The 16,089-nt window shown below is 68.7% G+C and carries 13 protein-coding genes; 7 read left to right on the top strand and 6 right to left on the bottom strand.

Annotation, left to right across the window (positions count from 1 at the left end; translation table 11 throughout):
• Positions 1-48: 48 nt before the first annotated feature.
• On the top strand, positions 49-1,470 hold the full coding sequence (locus HZU84_RS06530) for an FAD-binding oxidoreductase (RefSeq protein ID WP_149504750.1): 1,422 nt from the start codon (positions 49-51) through the stop codon (positions 1,468-1,470).
• 44 nt (positions 1,471-1,514) lie between these two features.
• Here the strand turns inward: HZU84_RS06530 and HZU84_RS06525 are convergent, their stop codons facing one another.
• The 5 genes from HZU84_RS06525 to HZU84_RS06505 all read right to left on the bottom strand — a co-directional run bounded on the left by HZU84_RS06525 (position 1,515) and on the right by HZU84_RS06505 (position 8,383).
• Complete coding sequence (locus HZU84_RS06525; RefSeq protein ID WP_149504751.1) at positions 1,515-3,083, bottom strand: SpoVR family protein; 1,569 nt, start codon at positions 3,081-3,083, stop codon at positions 1,515-1,517.
• On the bottom strand, positions 3,080-4,366 hold the full coding sequence (locus tag HZU84_RS06520; protein ID WP_219340876.1) for a YeaH/YhbH family protein: 1,287 nt from the start codon (positions 4,364-4,366) through the stop codon (positions 3,080-3,082). The genes HZU84_RS06525 and HZU84_RS06520 overlap by 4 nt, the downstream gene beginning before the upstream one ends.
• Positions 4,367-4,425: 59 nt before the next feature.
• The gene (locus HZU84_RS06515) at positions 4,426-6,348 is read right to left on the bottom strand and encodes a PrkA family serine protein kinase (protein ID WP_149504752.1); all 1,923 of its coding nucleotides are present in this window, start codon (positions 6,346-6,348) and stop codon (positions 4,426-4,428) included.
• Positions 6,349-6,824: 476 nt separating this feature from the next.
• Positions 6,825-7,754 carry a ParB/RepB/Spo0J family partition protein gene (locus HZU84_RS06510; protein WP_149504753.1) on the bottom strand — a complete coding sequence of 310 codons (930 nt, stop codon included), beginning with the start codon at positions 7,752-7,754 and terminating at the stop codon, positions 6,825-6,827.
• 38 nt (positions 7,755-7,792) lie between these two features.
• Positions 7,793-8,383, bottom strand: a complete 591-nt coding sequence (locus HZU84_RS06505; protein ID WP_180692836.1) for an RBBP9/YdeN family alpha/beta hydrolase — start codon at positions 8,381-8,383, stop codon at positions 7,793-7,795.
• Between the two features lie 58 nt (positions 8,384-8,441).
• Here HZU84_RS06505 and argC point away from each other — a divergent pair, with 58 nt between their 5' ends.
• On the top strand, positions 8,442-9,383 hold the full coding sequence (gene argC / locus HZU84_RS06500) for an N-acetyl-gamma-glutamyl-phosphate reductase (protein WP_149504754.1): 942 nt from the start codon (positions 8,442-8,444) through the stop codon (positions 9,381-9,383).
• Positions 9,384-9,474: 91 nt separating this feature from the next.
• Here argC and HZU84_RS06495 read toward each other — a convergent pair whose 3' ends face one another.
• Positions 9,475-9,702 carry an SWIB/MDM2 domain-containing protein gene (locus HZU84_RS06495; protein WP_375139023.1) on the bottom strand — a complete coding sequence of 76 codons (228 nt, stop codon included), beginning with the start codon at positions 9,700-9,702 and terminating at the stop codon, positions 9,475-9,477.
• A 428-nt stretch (positions 9,703-10,130) separates the two neighbouring features.
• On the opposite strand from HZU84_RS06495, the gene HZU84_RS06490 reads away from it, so the two are divergent.
• From HZU84_RS06490 to HZU84_RS06470, 5 genes are all read left to right on the top strand, one after another.
• A complete protein-coding gene (locus HZU84_RS06490) occupies positions 10,131-10,856 on the top strand; it encodes a TerC family protein (RefSeq protein WP_180692827.1) in 726 nt (241 codons plus the stop codon).
• 144 nt (positions 10,857-11,000) lie between these two features.
• On the top strand, positions 11,001-13,589 hold the full coding sequence (locus tag HZU84_RS06485) for a CHASE2 domain-containing serine/threonine-protein kinase (RefSeq protein ID WP_180692826.1): 2,589 nt from the start codon (positions 11,001-11,003) through the stop codon (positions 13,587-13,589).
• 30 nt (positions 13,590-13,619) lie between these two features.
• A complete protein-coding gene (locus HZU84_RS06480; RefSeq protein ID WP_149504756.1) occupies positions 13,620-14,405 on the top strand; it encodes a Stp1/IreP family PP2C-type Ser/Thr phosphatase in 786 nt (261 codons plus the stop codon).
• A 48-nt stretch (positions 14,406-14,453) separates the two neighbouring features.
• Positions 14,454-15,134 carry an FHA domain-containing protein gene (locus tag HZU84_RS06475; RefSeq protein WP_149504757.1) on the top strand — a complete coding sequence of 227 codons (681 nt, stop codon included), beginning with the start codon at positions 14,454-14,456 and terminating at the stop codon, positions 15,132-15,134.
• Positions 15,135-15,300: 166 nt separating this feature from the next.
• Positions 15,301-16,083 (top strand): MBL fold metallo-hydrolase, encoded by a 783-nt coding sequence (locus HZU84_RS06470; protein ID WP_149504758.1) that lies wholly within the window; start codon positions 15,301-15,303, stop codon positions 16,081-16,083.
• Positions 16,084-16,089 lie beyond the last annotated feature (6 nt).

The raw sequence follows: 16,089 nt of genomic DNA, 5'->3' as shown, positions 1-16,089 counted from the left end.
ATGACCCTCCTCTGGAGACAGCGCCGACACAGGCCGGAAGGATCGCCGATGAATGCCCCGCAGCATGCCCACCCCACTCCCGTGATCGCGCCGCGCCCGATGCCGGCCGAGATGGTCGACGCGCTGCGTGCGCGCTTTGGCGATCGCTGCTCGACCGCGATGGCGGTGCGCGAGCTGCACGGCCGCGACGAATCGCCCTTCGACGTGCCGCCGCCCGATGCGGTCGTCTATTGCGAGTCCAACCAGGACGTGATCGACGCGGTGCGGCTGGCCGACCGCTTCGCGGTGCCGGTGATTCCGTACGGCGTGGGCTCCTCGCTCGAGGGCCACCTGCTGGCGGTGCAGGGCGGGCTGAGCCTGGACCTGTCGCGCATGAACCGCATTCTCGAGATCAACGCCGAGGACCTGACCGTCACCGTGCAGGCCGGCGTCACCCGCACCCGGCTCAACGAGGAGCTGCGCCACGCGGGCCTGTTCTTCCCGATCGACCCGGGTGCCGACGCCTCGATCGGCGGCATGACCGCCACGCGGGCATCAGGCACCAACGCGGTGCGCTACGGCACCATGCGCGAGAACGTGCTGGCACTGGGCGTGGTCAGCGCCAGCGGCGAATGGGTGCGCACCGGCACGCGTGCGCGCAAGTCCAGCGCCGGCTACGACCTGACGCGCCTGTTCGTCGGCAGCGAGGGCACGCTGGGCGTGATGACCGAGATCACGCTGAAGCTCTACCCGCTGCCCGAGGCGGTGTCGGCGGCGATCTGCCATTTCCCCTCGGTCGACGCGGCGGTGCAGACCACGATCGCGATCATCCAGATGGGCGTGCCGATCGCGCGCTGCGAGCTGCTCGACGGCCGCACGGTGGCGGCGGTCAACCGCCACGACCGCCTGAGCCTGCGGGAGCAGCCGATGCTGCTGATGGAATTCCACGGCTCGCCCGCCGGCGTGGCCGAGCAGGCGCGCACGGTGCAGGACATCGCCGCCGAGCTGGGCGGCGAGTCCTTCGAGTGGGCGACCACGCCGGAGGAGCGCACCCGGCTGTGGACCGCGCGCCACCACGCCTACTTCGCCGCGCTGCAGACCCGCCCGGGCTGCCGCTGCGTCACCACCGACACCTGCGTGCCGATCTCGCGCCTGGCCGAGGCCATCGGCGAATCAGTCGCCGAGGCCGACGCCGCCGGCCTGCCCTATTTCCTCGTCGGCCATGTCGGCGACGGCAATTTCCACATCGGCTACCTGATCGACCCGACGCAGCCCGAGGAGCGCGTGCTGGCCGAGACGCTCAGCGCGCAGCTGGTCGGCCGCTCGCTGCGCCTGGGCGGCACCTGCACCGGCGAGCACGGCATCGGCCTGCACAAGATGGGCTTCCTGCTCGACGAGGCCGGCCCGGCCGCGGTCGGCCTGATGCGCGCGGTCAAGCAGGCGCTCGACCCGAAGAACATCATGAATCCGGGGAAGATCTTCGAGGCGTGAGCGCGAGGCGCAGGCGGCGGACGGGAGGCGGCGCGCCCGTCTCCTCAGTGCGTCGGCGACGGCACCGCCCAGCGCTTGGTGATGTCGCCCTTGGCGTTGGCGCTCTCGAGGTGGACCGCGAAGCCCCACAGCCGCGCGACATGCTTGAGCACCTCGCTGGCGCTGTCGGCCAGCGGGCGGTCCTTGTGCTGGAAGTGGCGCAGCGTCAGCGACCGGTCGCCGCGCAGGTTGACGTTCCAGACCTGGATGTTGGGCTCGCGGCTGCCAAGGTCGTACTGCTGCGACAGCAGCTCGCGCACCCGGCGGTAGCCGCTCTCGTCGTGAATGGCCGCCACCTCGATCTCCGACTTCTTCTCGTCGTCGTGGATCGCGAACAGGCGCAGGTCGCGCATCAGCTTCGGGCTCAGGTACTGGCCGATGAAGCTCTCGTCCTTGAAGTTGCGCATCGCGTGGTCGAGCGCCGGCAGCCACGGCGAGCCCGCCAGCTCGGGGAACCACTGGCGGTCCTCCTCGGTCGGGTTCTGGCAGATGCGCTGGATGTCGTTGTACATCGCGAAGCCCAGCGCGTAGGGGTTGATGCCGCTGTAGCCGCGGTCGCCCACCCGTGGCTGGTAGACCACGTTGGTGTGCGACTTCAGCCACTCGATCATCACGCCGTCGGTCAGCCAGCCCTCGTCGTACATGGTGTTGAGCAGCTTGTAGTGCCAGAAGGTGGCCCAGCCCTCGTTCATCACCTGGCTCTGGCGCTGCGGGTAGAAGTACTGCGCGATCTTGCGCACGATGCGCACCAGCTCGCGCTGCCAGGGCTCGAGCAGCGGCGCGTTCTTCTCGATGAAGTACAGCAGGTTCTCCTGCGGCTCCTCGGGAAAGCGGCGGTTGGCGCTGATGTCGTCGGCCTTCTCGCTGCGGCGCGGCAGCGTGCGCCACAGGTCGTTGACCTGCTGCTGCGCGTAGGCCTCGCGCTCCTTGCGCTCGGACAGCTCCTGCGCGAGCGACTTGCGGCTCGGGCGGCGGTAGCGGTCGACGCCGTGGTTCATCAGCGCATGGCAGCTGTCGAGGAAAAGCTCGACGGTGTCGATGCCGTGGCGCTCCTCGCAGGCGGCGACATAGTTCTTGGCGTAGACGAGGTAGTCGATGATCGACGCCGCATCCGTCCACATCCGGAACAGGTAGTTGCCCTTGAAGAAGCTGTTGTGGCCGTAGGCGGCATGCGCGATCACCAGCGCCTGCATCGCCATCGTGTTCTCCTCCATCAGGTAGCTGATGCAGGGGTTGGAGTTGATGACGATCTCGTAGGCCAGGCCCATGTGGCCGCGGCGATAGTTCTTTTCGGTCGAGATGAACTCCTTGCCGTAGCTCCAGTGACGGTAGTTCACCGGCATGCCGACCGAGGCGTAGGCGTCCATCATCTGCTCGGCGGTGATGATCTCGAGCTGGTTCGGATAGGTGTCGATGCCGAAGCGCGAGGCGGTGCGGCGGATGACCTCGTGATAGCGCTCGACCAGCTCGAAGTTCCAGTCGCTCTGGCCGGGCAGCGGCTCGGCCGGGCGCTCGCCGGCAGGCAGCGGGCCGTCGCGCAGGTCCTTCATCGCGATGAACGGATGGTTCTTCATGCGGCGGCTCCTTCCTTCTTGAACAGGTCGCGGAAGACCGGATAGATCTGGTCGGCGCTGGTGACCTTGCGCATCGCGAAATGCGGCCCCGAGGTCTCGGACAGCCGGGTGTACTCGTCCCAGAGGTTCTGCTCCGGCTCGGCCACCTGCACATAGGCGTAGTAGCGGCACAGCGGCAGGATCTTGTTCTGCAGGATCTCGCGGCAGCGGCCCGAGTCGTGGTGCCAGTTGTCGCCGTCGCTGGCCTGCGCGCCGTAGATGTTCCACTGGTCGCTGGGGTAGCGGGCGCGGATGATCTCCTCCATCAGCACCAGCGCGCTCGACACCACCGTGCCGCCGGTCTCGGTCGAGTGGAAGAAGCCTTGCTCGTCCACCTCCTGCGCCTGGGTGTGGTGGCGGATGAAGACGATGTCGATCTTCTCGTAGTGCCGGGTCAGGAACAGGTAGAGCAGGATGAAGAAGCGCTTGGACAGCTCCTTGCGCGACTCGTCCATCGAACCGGAAACATCCATCAGGCAGAACATCACCGCCTTGGAGGTCGGCACCGGCACCCGGACCCGGCTGCGGAAGCGCAGGTCGATCGGGTCGAGAAAGGGAATCGCCTCGATGCGCGAGCGCAGCAGCGCGATGCGCTCGCGGGTCTGGGCGATCGCGTCGTCGCGTTCGGCATCCGCCGGCTGTGCCAGCAGCGTCTCCAGGTGCGCCTCAAGCTGGTGCAGTTCGCGCCGCTTGTCGGTGCCCAGCGCGATGCGCCGGCCCAGCGCGCCGCGCATCGAGCGCACCACATGCAGGTTGTTGGGCGTGCCGTCGCTGGTGAAGCCGGCGCGGTGCGACTTCCACTCCGGCGTCTCGGCCAGCTGGGTGCGGATCAGGTGCGGCAGCGCCAGGTCCTCGAAGAAGACCTGCATGAACTCCTCCTTGCTGAGGCTGAAGACGAAGTCGTCCTCGCCCTCGCCGGAGTCGCTCGCCTGGCCCTTGCCGGAGCCGCCGCCCCCGCCGCCGCCCTTCGGCCGCGCGATGCGGTCACCGGTCACATACTCCTGATTGCCCGGATGGACCATGTCGCGCTGACCGCCCTGGCCATGGTGGAAGACCGGCTCGCTGATGTCCTTCTTGGGGATGCGGATGTCCTCGCCACGCTCGAGATCGCGGATGCCGCGGCCGTCGATGGCTCGACGCACCGCCCCCTTGATCTGCTCCTTGTAGCGTCGCAGGAAGCGCTCGCGGTTGCCGATGGACTTGTTCTTCCCCGAGAGCCTGCGGTCGATGATCTGCTGCAACATGGTTCACCTTGCGATGTGACGCCACCCCGGCCCCTCCCGGCGCCGGGGCGACCGGGGGCTCAGCTGGACTTGCGCACGCGCAGGTACCACTCGCACAGCAGGCGGACCTGCTTGGAGGTGTAGCCCTTGTCGACCATGCGCTGCACGAAGTTCTCGTGCTTCTTCGCCTCGTCCGCGCTGGCCTTGGCGTTGAAGCTGATGACCGGCAGCAGTTCCTCGGTGTTCGAGAACATCTTCTTCTCGATCACCGTGCGCAGCTTCTCGTAGCTGGTCCAGACCGGGTTCTTGCCCTGGTTGTTGGCCCGCGCGCGCAGCACGAAGTTGACGATCTCGTTGCGGAAGTCCTTCGGGTTGGCGATGCCGGCCGGCTTCTCGATCTTCTCCAGCTCGGCATTCAGGCTGGAGCGGTCGAAGACCTCGCCGGTGTCGGTGTCGCGGTATTCCTGGTCCTGGATCCAGTAGTCGGCATAGGTGACATAGCGGTCGAAGATGTTCTGGCCGTACTCGCTGTAGCTCTCGAGGTAGGCGGTCTGGATCTCCTTGCCGATGAACTCGGCGTACTTCGGCGCCAGCAGCTCCTTGATGAAGGCGATGTACTTCGACTCGGTCTCGGCCGGGAACTGCTCGCGCTCGATCTGCTGCTCCAGCACGTACATCAGGTGCACCGGGTTGGCAGCCACCTCGGTGGTGTCGAAGTTGAAGACCTTGGACAGGATCTTGTAGGCGAAGCGCGTCGAGATGCCGCTCATGCCCTCGTCGACGCCGGCGTAGTCGCGGTACTCCTGGTAGCTCTTGGCGCGCGGGTCGGTGTCCTTCAGGTTCTCGCCGTCGTAGATCATCATCTTGCTGAAGAGGCTGGAGTTCTCCGGCTCCTTCAGGCGGGTGAGGATGGCGAACTGGCTCATCATCTTCAGCGTGCCCGGCGCGCAGGTGGCCCCGGCCAGCGACGAGCCCTTCAGCAGCTTCTCGTAGATCTTCACCTCTTCCGAGACCCGCAGGCAGTACGGCACCTTGACGATGTAGATCCGGTCGAGGAAGGCCTCGTTGTTCTTGTTGTTGCGGAAGGTCTTCCACTCGCTCTCGTTCGAGTGGGCCAGCACGATGCCATCAAACGGGATGGCGCCGAAGCCCTCGGTGCCCTTGAAGTTGGCCTCCTGCGTGGCGGTCAGCAGCGGGTGCAGCACCTTGATCGGCGCCTTGAACATCTCCACGAACTCGAGCAGGCCCTGGTTGGCCAGGCACAGGCCGCCGGAGTAGCTGTAGGCGTCCGGATCGTCCTGGGCATAGGTCTCGAGCTTGCGGATGTCGACCTTGCCGACCAGCGCGCTGATGTCCTGGTTGTTCTCGTCGCCCGGCTCGGTCTTGGCGATGCCGACCTGCTTGAGGATCGAGGGATAGCGCTTGACCACCTTGAAGCGGCGGATGTCGCCGCCGTATTCCTCCAGGCGCTTGACCGCCCAGGGGCTCATCACCCGGTTGAGATAGCGCGACGGGATGCCGAACTCCTTCTCGAGCACCGGGCCGTCCTCGGCCGGATCGAACAGGCCCAGCGGCGACTCGTTCACCGGCGAGCCCTTGATCGCGTAGAAGGGCATCTCCTGCATCAGCTGCTTCAGGCGCTCGGCGATCGAGCTCTTGCCCCCGCCCACCGGGCCCAGCAGGTAGAGGATCTGCTTCTTCTCCTCCAGGCCCTGCGCGGCATGGCGGAAGTAGGAGACGACCTGCTCGATCGCGTCCTCCATGCCGTAGAACTCGGCGAAGGCGGGATAGACCTTGATGACCTTGTTCGCGAAGATGCGCGACAGGCGCGGATCGTTGCGGGTGTCGACCATCTTCGGCTCGCCGATGGCCTTGAGCATGCGCTCGGCCGCCGAGGCGTAGGCCAGGGGATTGCGCTTGCACTCGGCGAGATAGTCCTCGAGGGAGATTTCCTCCTCGCGAGTACGTTCGTAGCGAGCGGCGAAGTTGCTGATCACGTCCATTGCAGGCCTCCTGTGAAGTCAGGCGATGGGCGACAGGACCAGTGTCGCGCCACCAGGGAAGATCTGATGGAGTCCCTGCGACCGATGTCCGATCCGGGCTCGGAGCCGCGAGGCTCCATCAGAGCTTTCCGTTGGTCTGCTGCAGGCCGTTCGGGTGACAACGGGGAGAGGTCACCGTGATGGCTGCTGTGACTCGGCGTGGTCAGCTTCGTTCAACTTGAGCGGCGCAGTCCATGAAAGAACCCCGGCACGGCACGGCTTTTTCATCTGGCCGTCACACGCCGCGCAATCCGTCACTGCGGACCGCGCACGCTGTCGAGCCATGCAATTGGCGTGCCGATGATGCGCACACGCTGAGCTGCAGGGCTCGAGAACATCCTGACGCATGACGTGCAGGCTATCAAGACCCCAGAACAGGTTGATCAGCCTGAAACAATCCCCCGCCGCCCGGGGGGCTTCGACAGGTCAGGGCCAGCTCAGCGCTCGGTGATGCCGAGCCGGTCAAGCAGCGCGCCCAGGTCGTCGAGCGAGCCGAAGGAGATCGCCAGCTCGCCCTGGTCGCCGCGCTTGGTGCGCTTGCGGATGCGGATCTCGACCGGCACCGCCAGCAGATCGGCGAGCTGCTCCTCGAGGCGCAGCACGTCGCGCGACTTCGGCGGCGGCGTGCGGCCGGCGGCCGAGGCGGCGCCGGTGCGGATGGCCTCGTCCTCGTGCAGGCGATTGACCAGCCGCTCGGTCTCGCGCACCGACAGCTTGCGCGCGACGATCTCGTGCGCGCAGGTGATCTGGCGAGCCCGGTCGAGCGACAGCAGCGCCCGGGCATGGCCCATGTCGAGGTCACCGGCGGTCAGCATCTGCTGGACCGGCTCGACCAGGTTCAGCAGGCGCAGCATGTTCGAGACGGCGCTGGCCGAGCGGCCGATCGCCTGGGCCGCGCCCTCGCGGTTCAGGCCGAACTCGCTGATGAGGCGCTGCACGCCCTGCGCCTCCTCGAGCGGATTGAGATCCTCGCGCTGGATGTTCTCGATCAGCGCCATGACCGCGACCGCCTGGTCGGGCACGTCGCGCACCAGCACCGGCACCTCAGTCAGCCCGGCCAGACGCGCGGCGCGGGTGCGCCGCTCGCCCGCGATGATCTCGTACATCGGCAGGCCGTCGCGCGGCTCGACCTGGCGCACCAGCACCGGCTGCATCACGCCCTGGGAGCGGATGCTCTCGGCCAGCTCGAACAGCGAGCCCTCGTCCATGCGGGTGCGCGGCTGGTACTTGCCGGGCAGCAGCTGATCGAGCGCGATCGCCGCGGGCAGCGGATCGCGCCCGCCTCGCGCCGGCGCGCTGTCCATGACCTGCGGCCCGAGCAGGGCTTCGAGACCGCGACCGAGTCCTTTGGGCTTCTTGGTGACCATCCCGCGATTGTCCGCGATTCGTCGCGATCCGCGCGCGCTCAGGCCGCCTGAATCAGCCGCTGCAGCAGTGCCAGCCCTTCGGGCCAGTCGCCCAGGCCGGAGTCGGCGTTCAGGTGACCGCGCGGTCCGGCGTCGATGCGCTCGGCGCCCCAGTCGGCGCACAGACCGGCGGCGCGCTCGGGGCTGCAGTACGGATCGTCCGACGACACCACCGCGATCGCCGCGAAGGGCAGCCGCGGCCGGCGCATCGGCCGCCAGTTGTGCAGCTGCGGCGGCATGTCGGCGCGCTCGGTGTCGGGCGGCGCCACCAGCAGCGCGCCGCGCACCCGCGCGACATGGCGGCTGTGGTCGGCCCAGGCGGCGACGAGCTGGCAGCCCAGGCTGTGCGCGACCAGCAGCGCCGGGCGCGTGTCGGCCAGCAGCGCCGCATCGAGCTGCGCCATCCAGTCGCCGCGGCGCGGCCAGAGCCAGTCGTCCTGCTCGACGCGCGCGAAGCCGGGGCGCGTCGCCCAGTGCGCCTGCCAGTGACCGGGGCCGGAGTCCTGCCAGCCCGGGAGCAGCAGCACCCGCAGGTCGGCAGGCAGGTCGGCAGGCAGGTGCACAGGCGGATCGAAGTTCGATGAGGTCATGTCCATGCCGTATTCTTCCGCGTCCAACCGTTCCACAGCTCCCCGAGGAAGATCCACCATGAAACACACCGTGTTCGTCGACGGTCAGGAAGGCACGACCGGCCTGCGCATCCACGAGTACCTGGCCGGCCGCGACGACATCGAGGTGCTGCGCATCGCCCCGGAGCTGCGCAAGGATGCCGCCGAGCGCGCCCGCCTGCTCAACGCCGCCGACGTCGCCTTCCTGTGCCTGCCCGATGCGGCCTCGAAGGAAGCCGCCGCGATGGTAAGCAACCCGCGGACCTGCCTGATCGACGCCAGCACCGCGCACCGGACCGCGCCGGGCTGGGCCTTCGGCCTGCCCGAGCTCTGCGCCGGCCAGCGCGAGCAGCTGCGCGCCGCCAAGCGCATCGCCAATCCCGGCTGCCATGCCAGCGCCTTCATCCTGCTGATGCGCCCGCTGGTCGACGCCGAGATCGTGCCGCCGGCGCTCGCGGTCAGCGCGACCTCGCTGACCGGCTACTCCGGCGGCGGCAAGAAGATGATCGAGCAGTACGAGGCCGGCGACGACGCGAAGCTGGCCTCGCCGCGCCCCTACGCGCTGGGCCTGGCGCACAAGCACATCCCGGAGATGATGGCCCACACCGGTCTGGCGACCAAGCCGCTGTTCCTGCCGGTGGTCGGCCCCTTCTACAAGGGCCTGTCGGTGACGGTGCCGCTGCATCTGGCGCAGCTGTCGGCCGGCGCCTCGGCCGAGCGCATCCACGCCGCCTTCGCCGAGCACTACGCCGGCGAGCGCTTCGTGCGCGTGATGCCGCTCAACGACGCCGCGACGATGGAGCACGGCTTCTTCGACGTGCAGGGCTGCAACGACACCAACCGCGTCGACATCTTCGTCTTCGCCAACGGCGACCAGGTGCTGCTGATGGCACGCCTGGACAACCTCGGCAAGGGCGCCAGCGGCGCGGCGGTGCAGTCGATGAACGTTCACCTGGGCGTCGACGAAGGCCTGGGCCTGTGACCTGACGCTGCGGCGCAAGACGAAAAAAAGCCCGGCGGTGCCGGGCTTTCGTTTTCTCGGGGACCGCGCAGTCGGTCCGCCGAAGCAGGGATCAGGACAGCTGGTCGCTGATCAGCTTGGTCATCTCGAACATCGAGACCTGGTCCTTCTTGAAGATCTTCTTCAGCTTGCCGTCGGCATTGATCATGCGCTTGTTCGCCGCGTCCTGGAGATTGTTCTTCTTGATGTACTCCCAGACCTTCTTGGTGACCTCGGTGCGCGGCACCGCGGTCTTGCCGATGACGGCCGCCAGATCCTTCGAGGGCGTCATCGGCTTCATGAAGGCCGCATTCGGCTTCTTCGCGGGAGCGGCTGCGGGTGCCTCGACGGCCGGTGCTGCGGCGACAGCGGTTTCTTGGGCAGGAGCCTTCTTTGCGGCGGCCTTCTTGGCAGTTGCCATGTGTGTTTTCTCCGTCTTGGATGGTGATGTGCCGGCGTCGGCACTGCGGGCGAATGGTACTGCGCCCCTCAGGCATTGAGAAGGCATCGCAAAGGGGAAATCAGGGGGGAAATGACGCCACGATGAAGCCGTGACGCCCCGCAGTCGCCTGCGCATGCGGCGCCCGCAGCGCCCGAGCTACGCATGACTACGCACGCGCAGCACCCCTCGATCACCCTACACTGCGCCCGCGGCGCACCGTGCGGGTGGCCGCCGGCCACCGCTGCCACACTTTCCTTTCTTCGCGGAACGCCACCGCCCTTCTGCCCATGGAACAGTTTATGACCCCCGAGTTCTGGCTTGCCGTCGGCCAGATCATCATGATCGACATCCTGCTCGGCGGCGACAACGCGGTCGTGATCGCGCTGGCCTGCCGCAAGCTGCCCGAGGCCCAGCGCCGCGCCGGCATCATGTGGGGCACCGCCGGCGCCATCGGCCTGCGTGTCGTGCTGATCTTCTTCGCGCTGACGCTGCTGGCCCTGCCCTACCTGAAGCTGGTGGGCGCGGCGCTGCTGCTGTGGATCGGCATCAAGCTGCTGCTGCCCGAGGACGAGGGCGACCATGACATCCAGGCCAGCGACAAGCTGTGGGCCGCGGTCAAGACGGTCATCGTGGCCGACTTCGTGATGAGCCTGGACAACGTCATCGCCATCGCCGGCGCCGCCGAGGGTGCAGCCGACGGCCACCAGATGCCGCTGGTCATCTTCGGTCTGCTGGTGAGCATTCCGATCATCGTCTGGGGCAGCCAGCTGGTCATCAAGCTGATGGACCGCTTCCCCGTCGTCATCGTCGTCGGCGGCATGCTGCTGGGCTGGATCGCCGGCACGATGGCGGTGACCGATCCGGCCATCGTCGGCTACATCGCCGCGCCGGCCGCCGAAGGCGCCAAGCCGGAAGCCAGCGCAGCGATCCGCTATGGCGCGGGCATCGCCGGCGCGCTGCTGGTGCTGGCCGTCGGCAAGATGATGGCGGCCCGCAAGCCGAGCGCTGCCTGAGATCGGCCTGAACCGGCGCCGCGGGACTGACCTTCCGCGGTTTCCGGTTCTTTCAATCGGGGCAGGGCGACATCCGGTCTTCTGCCCCCCGGTCGCTGCGATACTGTCGGTCCGTCGACTCCCCTGCAGTGACCGCACCTCGCCATGCCCCGCACGCGACCGATCACCCGGCCCCCGGGAGGCGCCACGCCCTGGCTGCTGGCGGTGCTGCTCGGCCTGGTCGGCTGGGCGCACGAAAGCACGCCGCTGGCCCAGCCGATGCAGCACTGGCTGCAGGACCGTGCCGTCGCCGATGCCCGGCCGATGGCCAGCACCGGCGTGGCGATGGTGCTGATCGACGAGGCCAGCCAGGCCCGCCACGGCCCGCTGCCCTGGCGGCGCGACCTGCATGCCCGTCTGATCGATCAGCTCTCCGGCGCGCGGGTCGTCATCGACACCGAGCCCTTCGGCACGCCCGAGAGCGAACGCGCGCTGGCCGAGCTGCAGAACATCCATGCCACCATCGCCGCCGATCCGGTGCTGGCGCGCCACCCCGAGCTGCCGGCGCTGATCGAGCGCAGCGAAGCCAGCCTGAACGGCGATGCGCACCTGACCCAGAGCCTGGAGCGCCACACCCGCGTGCTGCTGAGTCTGGGCCCGCCCGGCGACGGCCTGCCGCCGCTGCCCCGGCTGGCCAGCGCGGCCGCAGGCATCGGTCATGCCGTGACCGGCGCCGATGCGGACGGCGTGATCCGCCGCCATCCGCTGTGGCGCCACGGCAGCGCGCAGGACGCGCCCTCGCTGGCCGCGCTGGGCGCAGGCCTGTACCGCGGCGACAGCATGGCCGCGGTGGAGACCGGCCTGCGCGACCACCCGCCGCGGCTGGCCGGCCACAGCCTGCCCGACGACAGCGACAGCAGCCTGATGCCGCTCTGGCCGGTGCATGACGGCCCGAACGGTGCGCCGCCCAGCCTCAGCGCCCGCGAGGTGCTGGCAGGCTCGCCCGCGCTGGCCCGGCTGAAGGGCCGCATCGTCGTCATCGGGCGCGATGACCGCAGCACGCCACGCCTGCGCCTGCCCGACCGGCGCGAGATCAGCCCGGCCGAGGCCCTGGCGCGGCTCTCGGGCGCGATGGCCGACGGCCACTGGGCCCGCACGCCGGCTGCGCTGCAGTGGCTGCCCTGGGGGCTGCTGGTGGCGGCCGGGCTCTATCTCTGGCGCATCGTGCCGCGCCTGACCCGCAACTCCGCGCTGATGCTCAGCGCCTCGCTCTGCCTGGCGCTGGCGCTGGGCTCGCACGGACTGCTGGCCTGGGGCGGCATGTGGATCGCGCCGACGCTGCCGATCTTCGCGCTGGTACTGGGCCATCTGGCGCTGATCGCCCGGGACCGCTGGCAGATGCATCAGCGCCGCAGCCGCGGCCCGCTGCTGACCACCACGCTCGACGAGGACACCGTCATCACCTCCTACGAGACGGTGACCGTCACCACCCGCGAGCGCACCGTGATCCGGCATGACGAGCCGGAGACGGTCCCCCAGGCCCCGCCGCGGCCTGCGCCGGCCACGCCGCCCGCAGTGGCCCGGACCGCCGCCTCCCCACGCACCACGCCCCCCCCCAGCGCGCTGCCCAGCCATCTGCAGGACACCCAGGTGCTCGACGAGCGCCGGGCCTTCGTCGACACCCAGGTGCTGCACTCGCCCGACACGCTCGAGGCCACCCAGCCGCTGACCCGGGAGGAACTGGCCGCCTGCCTGGCCACGCCGGCGGTGTTCCGTCAGCCCCCGGTGCTGAGCGACACCGTGCGCCGCCAGCAGATGCTGGGCCCCTACTTGCTGGAGCGCGAGCTGGGCCGCGGCGCGATGGGCCGGGTGCATCTGGCCCGCCACCGGGACACCGGCGCGGTGGTCGCGCTCAAGACGCTGGCGCTGGGACGCGAGTTCGACGGCTTCGCGCTCGAGGAGGCCCGCCAGCGCTTCCAGCGCGAGGCGCTGGCCGCCTGCCGGCTCGATCATGCCGACATCGTGCGGGTGTTCGACAGCGGCGAGCAGGACGGCATCGCCTACATCGCGATGGAGCGGCTGACCGGGCAGGACCTGAGCCAGCACCTGGCACCGGAGCATCTGCTGCCGGTGGCCACCGTCGTGGCGATCAGCCGCCGCATCGCCCGGGCGCTGGCCCATGCGCATGCGCAGGGCATCATCCACCGCGACATCAAGCCGGCCAACATCATGGTCGACATCGGCCGCAACCAGGTCAAGGTGACCGACTTCGGCATCGCCCGCATCACCGATGCCAACCGCACCCGCACCGGGCTGGTGCTGGGCTCGCCGTCCTACATGTCGCCGGAGCAGCTCGCGGGCCGGCCGGTCGACGGGCGCAGCGACCTGTACTCGCTGGGCGTGCTGATGTTCCAGATGCTGACCGGCGAGCTGCCGCTCAAGGGCAACACGATGAGCGAGCTGATCGGCGCGATCGCCCGCACGCCGGCGCCCGACGTGCGCACGCTGCGTCCCTCGCTGCCCGCGGCGCTGGCCGAGGTGATCGGCATCCTGCTGGAAAAGCGCCCGGAGCTGCGCTACCGCGACGGCCTGGATCTGGCCGAAGATCTCAAGCTCGTGGCCGATACGCTGCGCCGCCCGACCCGCCCTGCCAGCGGCACCGCCGCTTCGGTGCAGGAATGCGCGCCCGGTCCCGCCACGGACCAATGCCGGCCGCCTTCGCACCGCGCTGGCGGGGCACAATCGCACCGCTGATTCCCGATGGACCGCCCGCGCGCCCTAGCCATGACCCTCGAGTTCCATTCCGCGACCGACCGTGGCCGCATCCGCAGCAACAACGAGGATTCGATCGCCATCGTCGAGGCGGCCGGACTGATGGTGCTGGCCGACGGCATGGGCGGCTACAACGCCGGCGAAGTCGCCAGCGGCATGGCCACCGCCTTCATCGGGCAGGAGCTGGGCCGCTGGCTGCAGGAGACCCCGCCGGACACCGACGATCTGGACGTCCGCCGGGCGATGGACATCTGCGTCGACAACGCCAACCGCTCGATCTTCGAGGCCTCCCACGCGCACGCGCAGTACGCCGGCATGGGCACGACCCTGGTGATGGGCGTGTTCCGCGGCGGACGGCTGCTGGTCGGCCACATCGGCGACTCGCGGGCCTACCGCTGGCGCGACGACCGGCTCCAGCAGCTCACCCGCGACCACTCGCTGCTGCAGGAGCAGATCGACGCCGGGCTGATCTCGCCCGAGCAGGCGGCCTACAGCCACCAGAAGAACCTGGTCACCCGCGCCATGGGCGTCGAGGACATCGTGCTGCTGGAGATCCACTCGCATGCCGTGCATCCGGGCGACTGGTACCTGCTGTGCTCCGACGGCCTGTCCGACATGCTCGACGACGCCCGGATCGCGGCGGTGCTGCGCGAGCAGGGCTCCGACGTCGGCAAAGCGGCACAGGCGCTGGTCGATGCCGCCAATCAGGCAGGCGGACGGGATAATATTGCCGTGATACTGGTCGCCGCCCACGCCGGCCCCTCGTCGGGTCAGCCGTGGTGGCCCTTCCGGCGCTGAGGATCAGGGGACAAAGGATCCCGGCTGCCAAGAACACTGAGGTCGCTCATGCCCAAACTCGTCGTTTCGCTGGACGGAGTCGTCATCAAGGAGGTTCAGCTCACCAAGGACAAGACGACCTTGGGACGCCGCCCCTACAACGACATCGTGATCGACAACCTGGCCGTCAGCGGCGAGCACGCCGTGCTGCAGATGGTCGGCCAGGATGTCTACATCGAGGACCAGAACAGCACCAACGGCACCTACATCAACGGTCGCGCGGTCAAGAAGCAGCTGCTGCAGTACAACGACACGATCGAGATCGGCAAGTACAAGATCAAGTACCTGGTCGAGGACAGCTCCGACTACGAGAAGACCATGATCCTGAAGCCGGGCCAGATGCCGCCCGGCATGGCCAGCCGGCCGACCGCGCCGATGCCGGGCAACTTTCCGGCCTCGGGCTTCGGCGGTCTGACCGGCGGTACCGTGCCCCAGGCCTCGATCCGCGTGCTCTCGGGCGCGGCGGCTGGCCGCGAGGTGGTGCTGACCAAGGTGGTCACCACCGTCGGCAAGCCCGGCGTGCAGGTGGCCTCGATCACGAAACGCCCCGGCGGCTATGTCTTCGCCCATGTCGAAGGCAACGCACGTCCGACCGTCAACAGCATGCCGGTCCATGCCGAGCCGATCCATCTGAAGGATGGCGACGTCATCGAGCTGGCCGGCACGCAGATGCAGTTCGTGCAGCCCTAAGCGTCGCTGCGGTCTCACGCGGCCTCGTGGCCTTGTTCACGACCCCGCCGCCCCTGGTTCACGGGGATGGACAAGCAGTGCGGAAGTGCGCAGCAGCCGGCTTGCACCCGCATGACGCGGGGGGCAGCATGGCCGCCTGTTCTGCCTGCCCTCACCTGGAATCCCGATGAACCTGCGTGTCCTTGGCTGCTCGGGCTCGATCGCCCTCGACAACCGGACCACCTGCTTCCAGCTCGACGAACGCATTCTTGTCGACGCCGGAACCGGTGTCGGCGACCTGACGCTCGAAGAGATGGCCGGGATCGACCACATCCTGCTGTCGCACTCCCACCTCGACCATGTGCTGGGCATCCCGCTGCTGGCCGACAGCGTCATGCAGCATCGCCTGTCGCGTCCGGACTTCCGCCCGATCCAGGTCCACGGCCTGCCCGAGACGCTCGAGGCGCTGCGGGCTCACCTGTTCAACAACATCATCTGGCCGGACTTCACCCGACTGCCCAGCCGCGAGCGCCCGATCATCGAGCTGGTGCCCTTCCAGATCGGCGAGTGCCTGGAACTGGCCGGACTGACGATCGAGGTGCTGCCGGCGCATCACACCGTGCCGGCTTGCGGCTTCGGGGTCGACACGCCCTCGGGCTGGTGGATCTACACCGGCGACACCGGCCCGAATCCGGCGCTGTGGGAGCGGCTGCGCGGCCGCGCGATCGCGCAGCTGGTGATCGAGACCGCCTTCAGCGACGAGGAACGCGCGCTGGCCGAGATCAGCCGCCACCTGTCACCCTCGATGCTGGCCGAGGAACTCGAGCGGCTCGATCTGGACTGCGACACCTCGATCGCGATCACGCATGTCAAGCCGGGCGAGATGGCCGCGGTCACCGGCCAGCTCGCCGAGCTCGACATCCGTGTGCCGGTCTTCGCGCTGACCCGCGGCGAGCGCTACCGCTTCTGAGCGCCC

This window comes from Sphaerotilus sulfidivorans (genome assembly GCF_013426975.1).
GTDB classification, from domain to species: domain Bacteria; phylum Pseudomonadota; class Gammaproteobacteria; order Burkholderiales; family Burkholderiaceae_C; genus Sphaerotilus; species Sphaerotilus sulfidivorans.
Note: the sequence above shows the minus strand (reverse complement) of the source record. Positions and strands in the feature narration are given on the sequence as shown.

Coding starts and splice junctions, on each gene's coding strand:
- HZU84_RS06475 (WP_149504757.1), top strand. CDS start 14,454: ATGCCCAAACTCGTCGTTTCGCTGGACGGAGTCGTCATCAAGGAGGTT.
- HZU84_RS06525 (WP_149504751.1), bottom strand. CDS start 3,083: ATGAAGAACCATCCGTTCATCGCGATGAAGGACCTGCGCGACGGCCCG.
- HZU84_RS06510 (WP_149504753.1), bottom strand. CDS start 7,754: ATGGTCACCAAGAAGCCCAAAGGACTCGGTCGCGGTCTCGAAGCCCTG.
- HZU84_RS06470 (WP_149504758.1), top strand. CDS start 15,301: ATGAACCTGCGTGTCCTTGGCTGCTCGGGCTCGATCGCCCTCGACAAC.
- HZU84_RS06490 (WP_180692827.1), top strand. CDS start 10,131: ATGGAACAGTTTATGACCCCCGAGTTCTGGCTTGCCGTCGGCCAGATC.
- HZU84_RS06520 (WP_219340876.1), bottom strand. CDS start 4,366: ATGTTGCAGCAGATCATCGACCGCAGGCTCTCGGGGAAGAACAAGTCC.
- HZU84_RS06480 (WP_149504756.1), top strand. CDS start 13,620: ATGACCCTCGAGTTCCATTCCGCGACCGACCGTGGCCGCATCCGCAGC.
- argC (WP_149504754.1), top strand. CDS start 8,442: ATGAAACACACCGTGTTCGTCGACGGTCAGGAAGGCACGACCGGCCTG.
- HZU84_RS06485 (WP_180692826.1), top strand. CDS start 11,001: ATGCCCCGCACGCGACCGATCACCCGGCCCCCGGGAGGCGCCACGCCC.
- HZU84_RS06530 (WP_149504750.1), top strand. CDS start 49: ATGAATGCCCCGCAGCATGCCCACCCCACTCCCGTGATCGCGCCGCGC.
- HZU84_RS06505 (WP_180692836.1), bottom strand. CDS start 8,383: ATGACCTCATCGAACTTCGATCCGCCTGTGCACCTGCCTGCCGACCTG.
- HZU84_RS06515 (WP_149504752.1), bottom strand. CDS start 6,348: ATGGACGTGATCAGCAACTTCGCCGCTCGCTACGAACGTACTCGCGAG.
- HZU84_RS06495 (WP_375139023.1), bottom strand. CDS start 9,702: ATGAAGCCGATGACGCCCTCGAAGGATCTGGCGGCCGTCATCGGCAAG.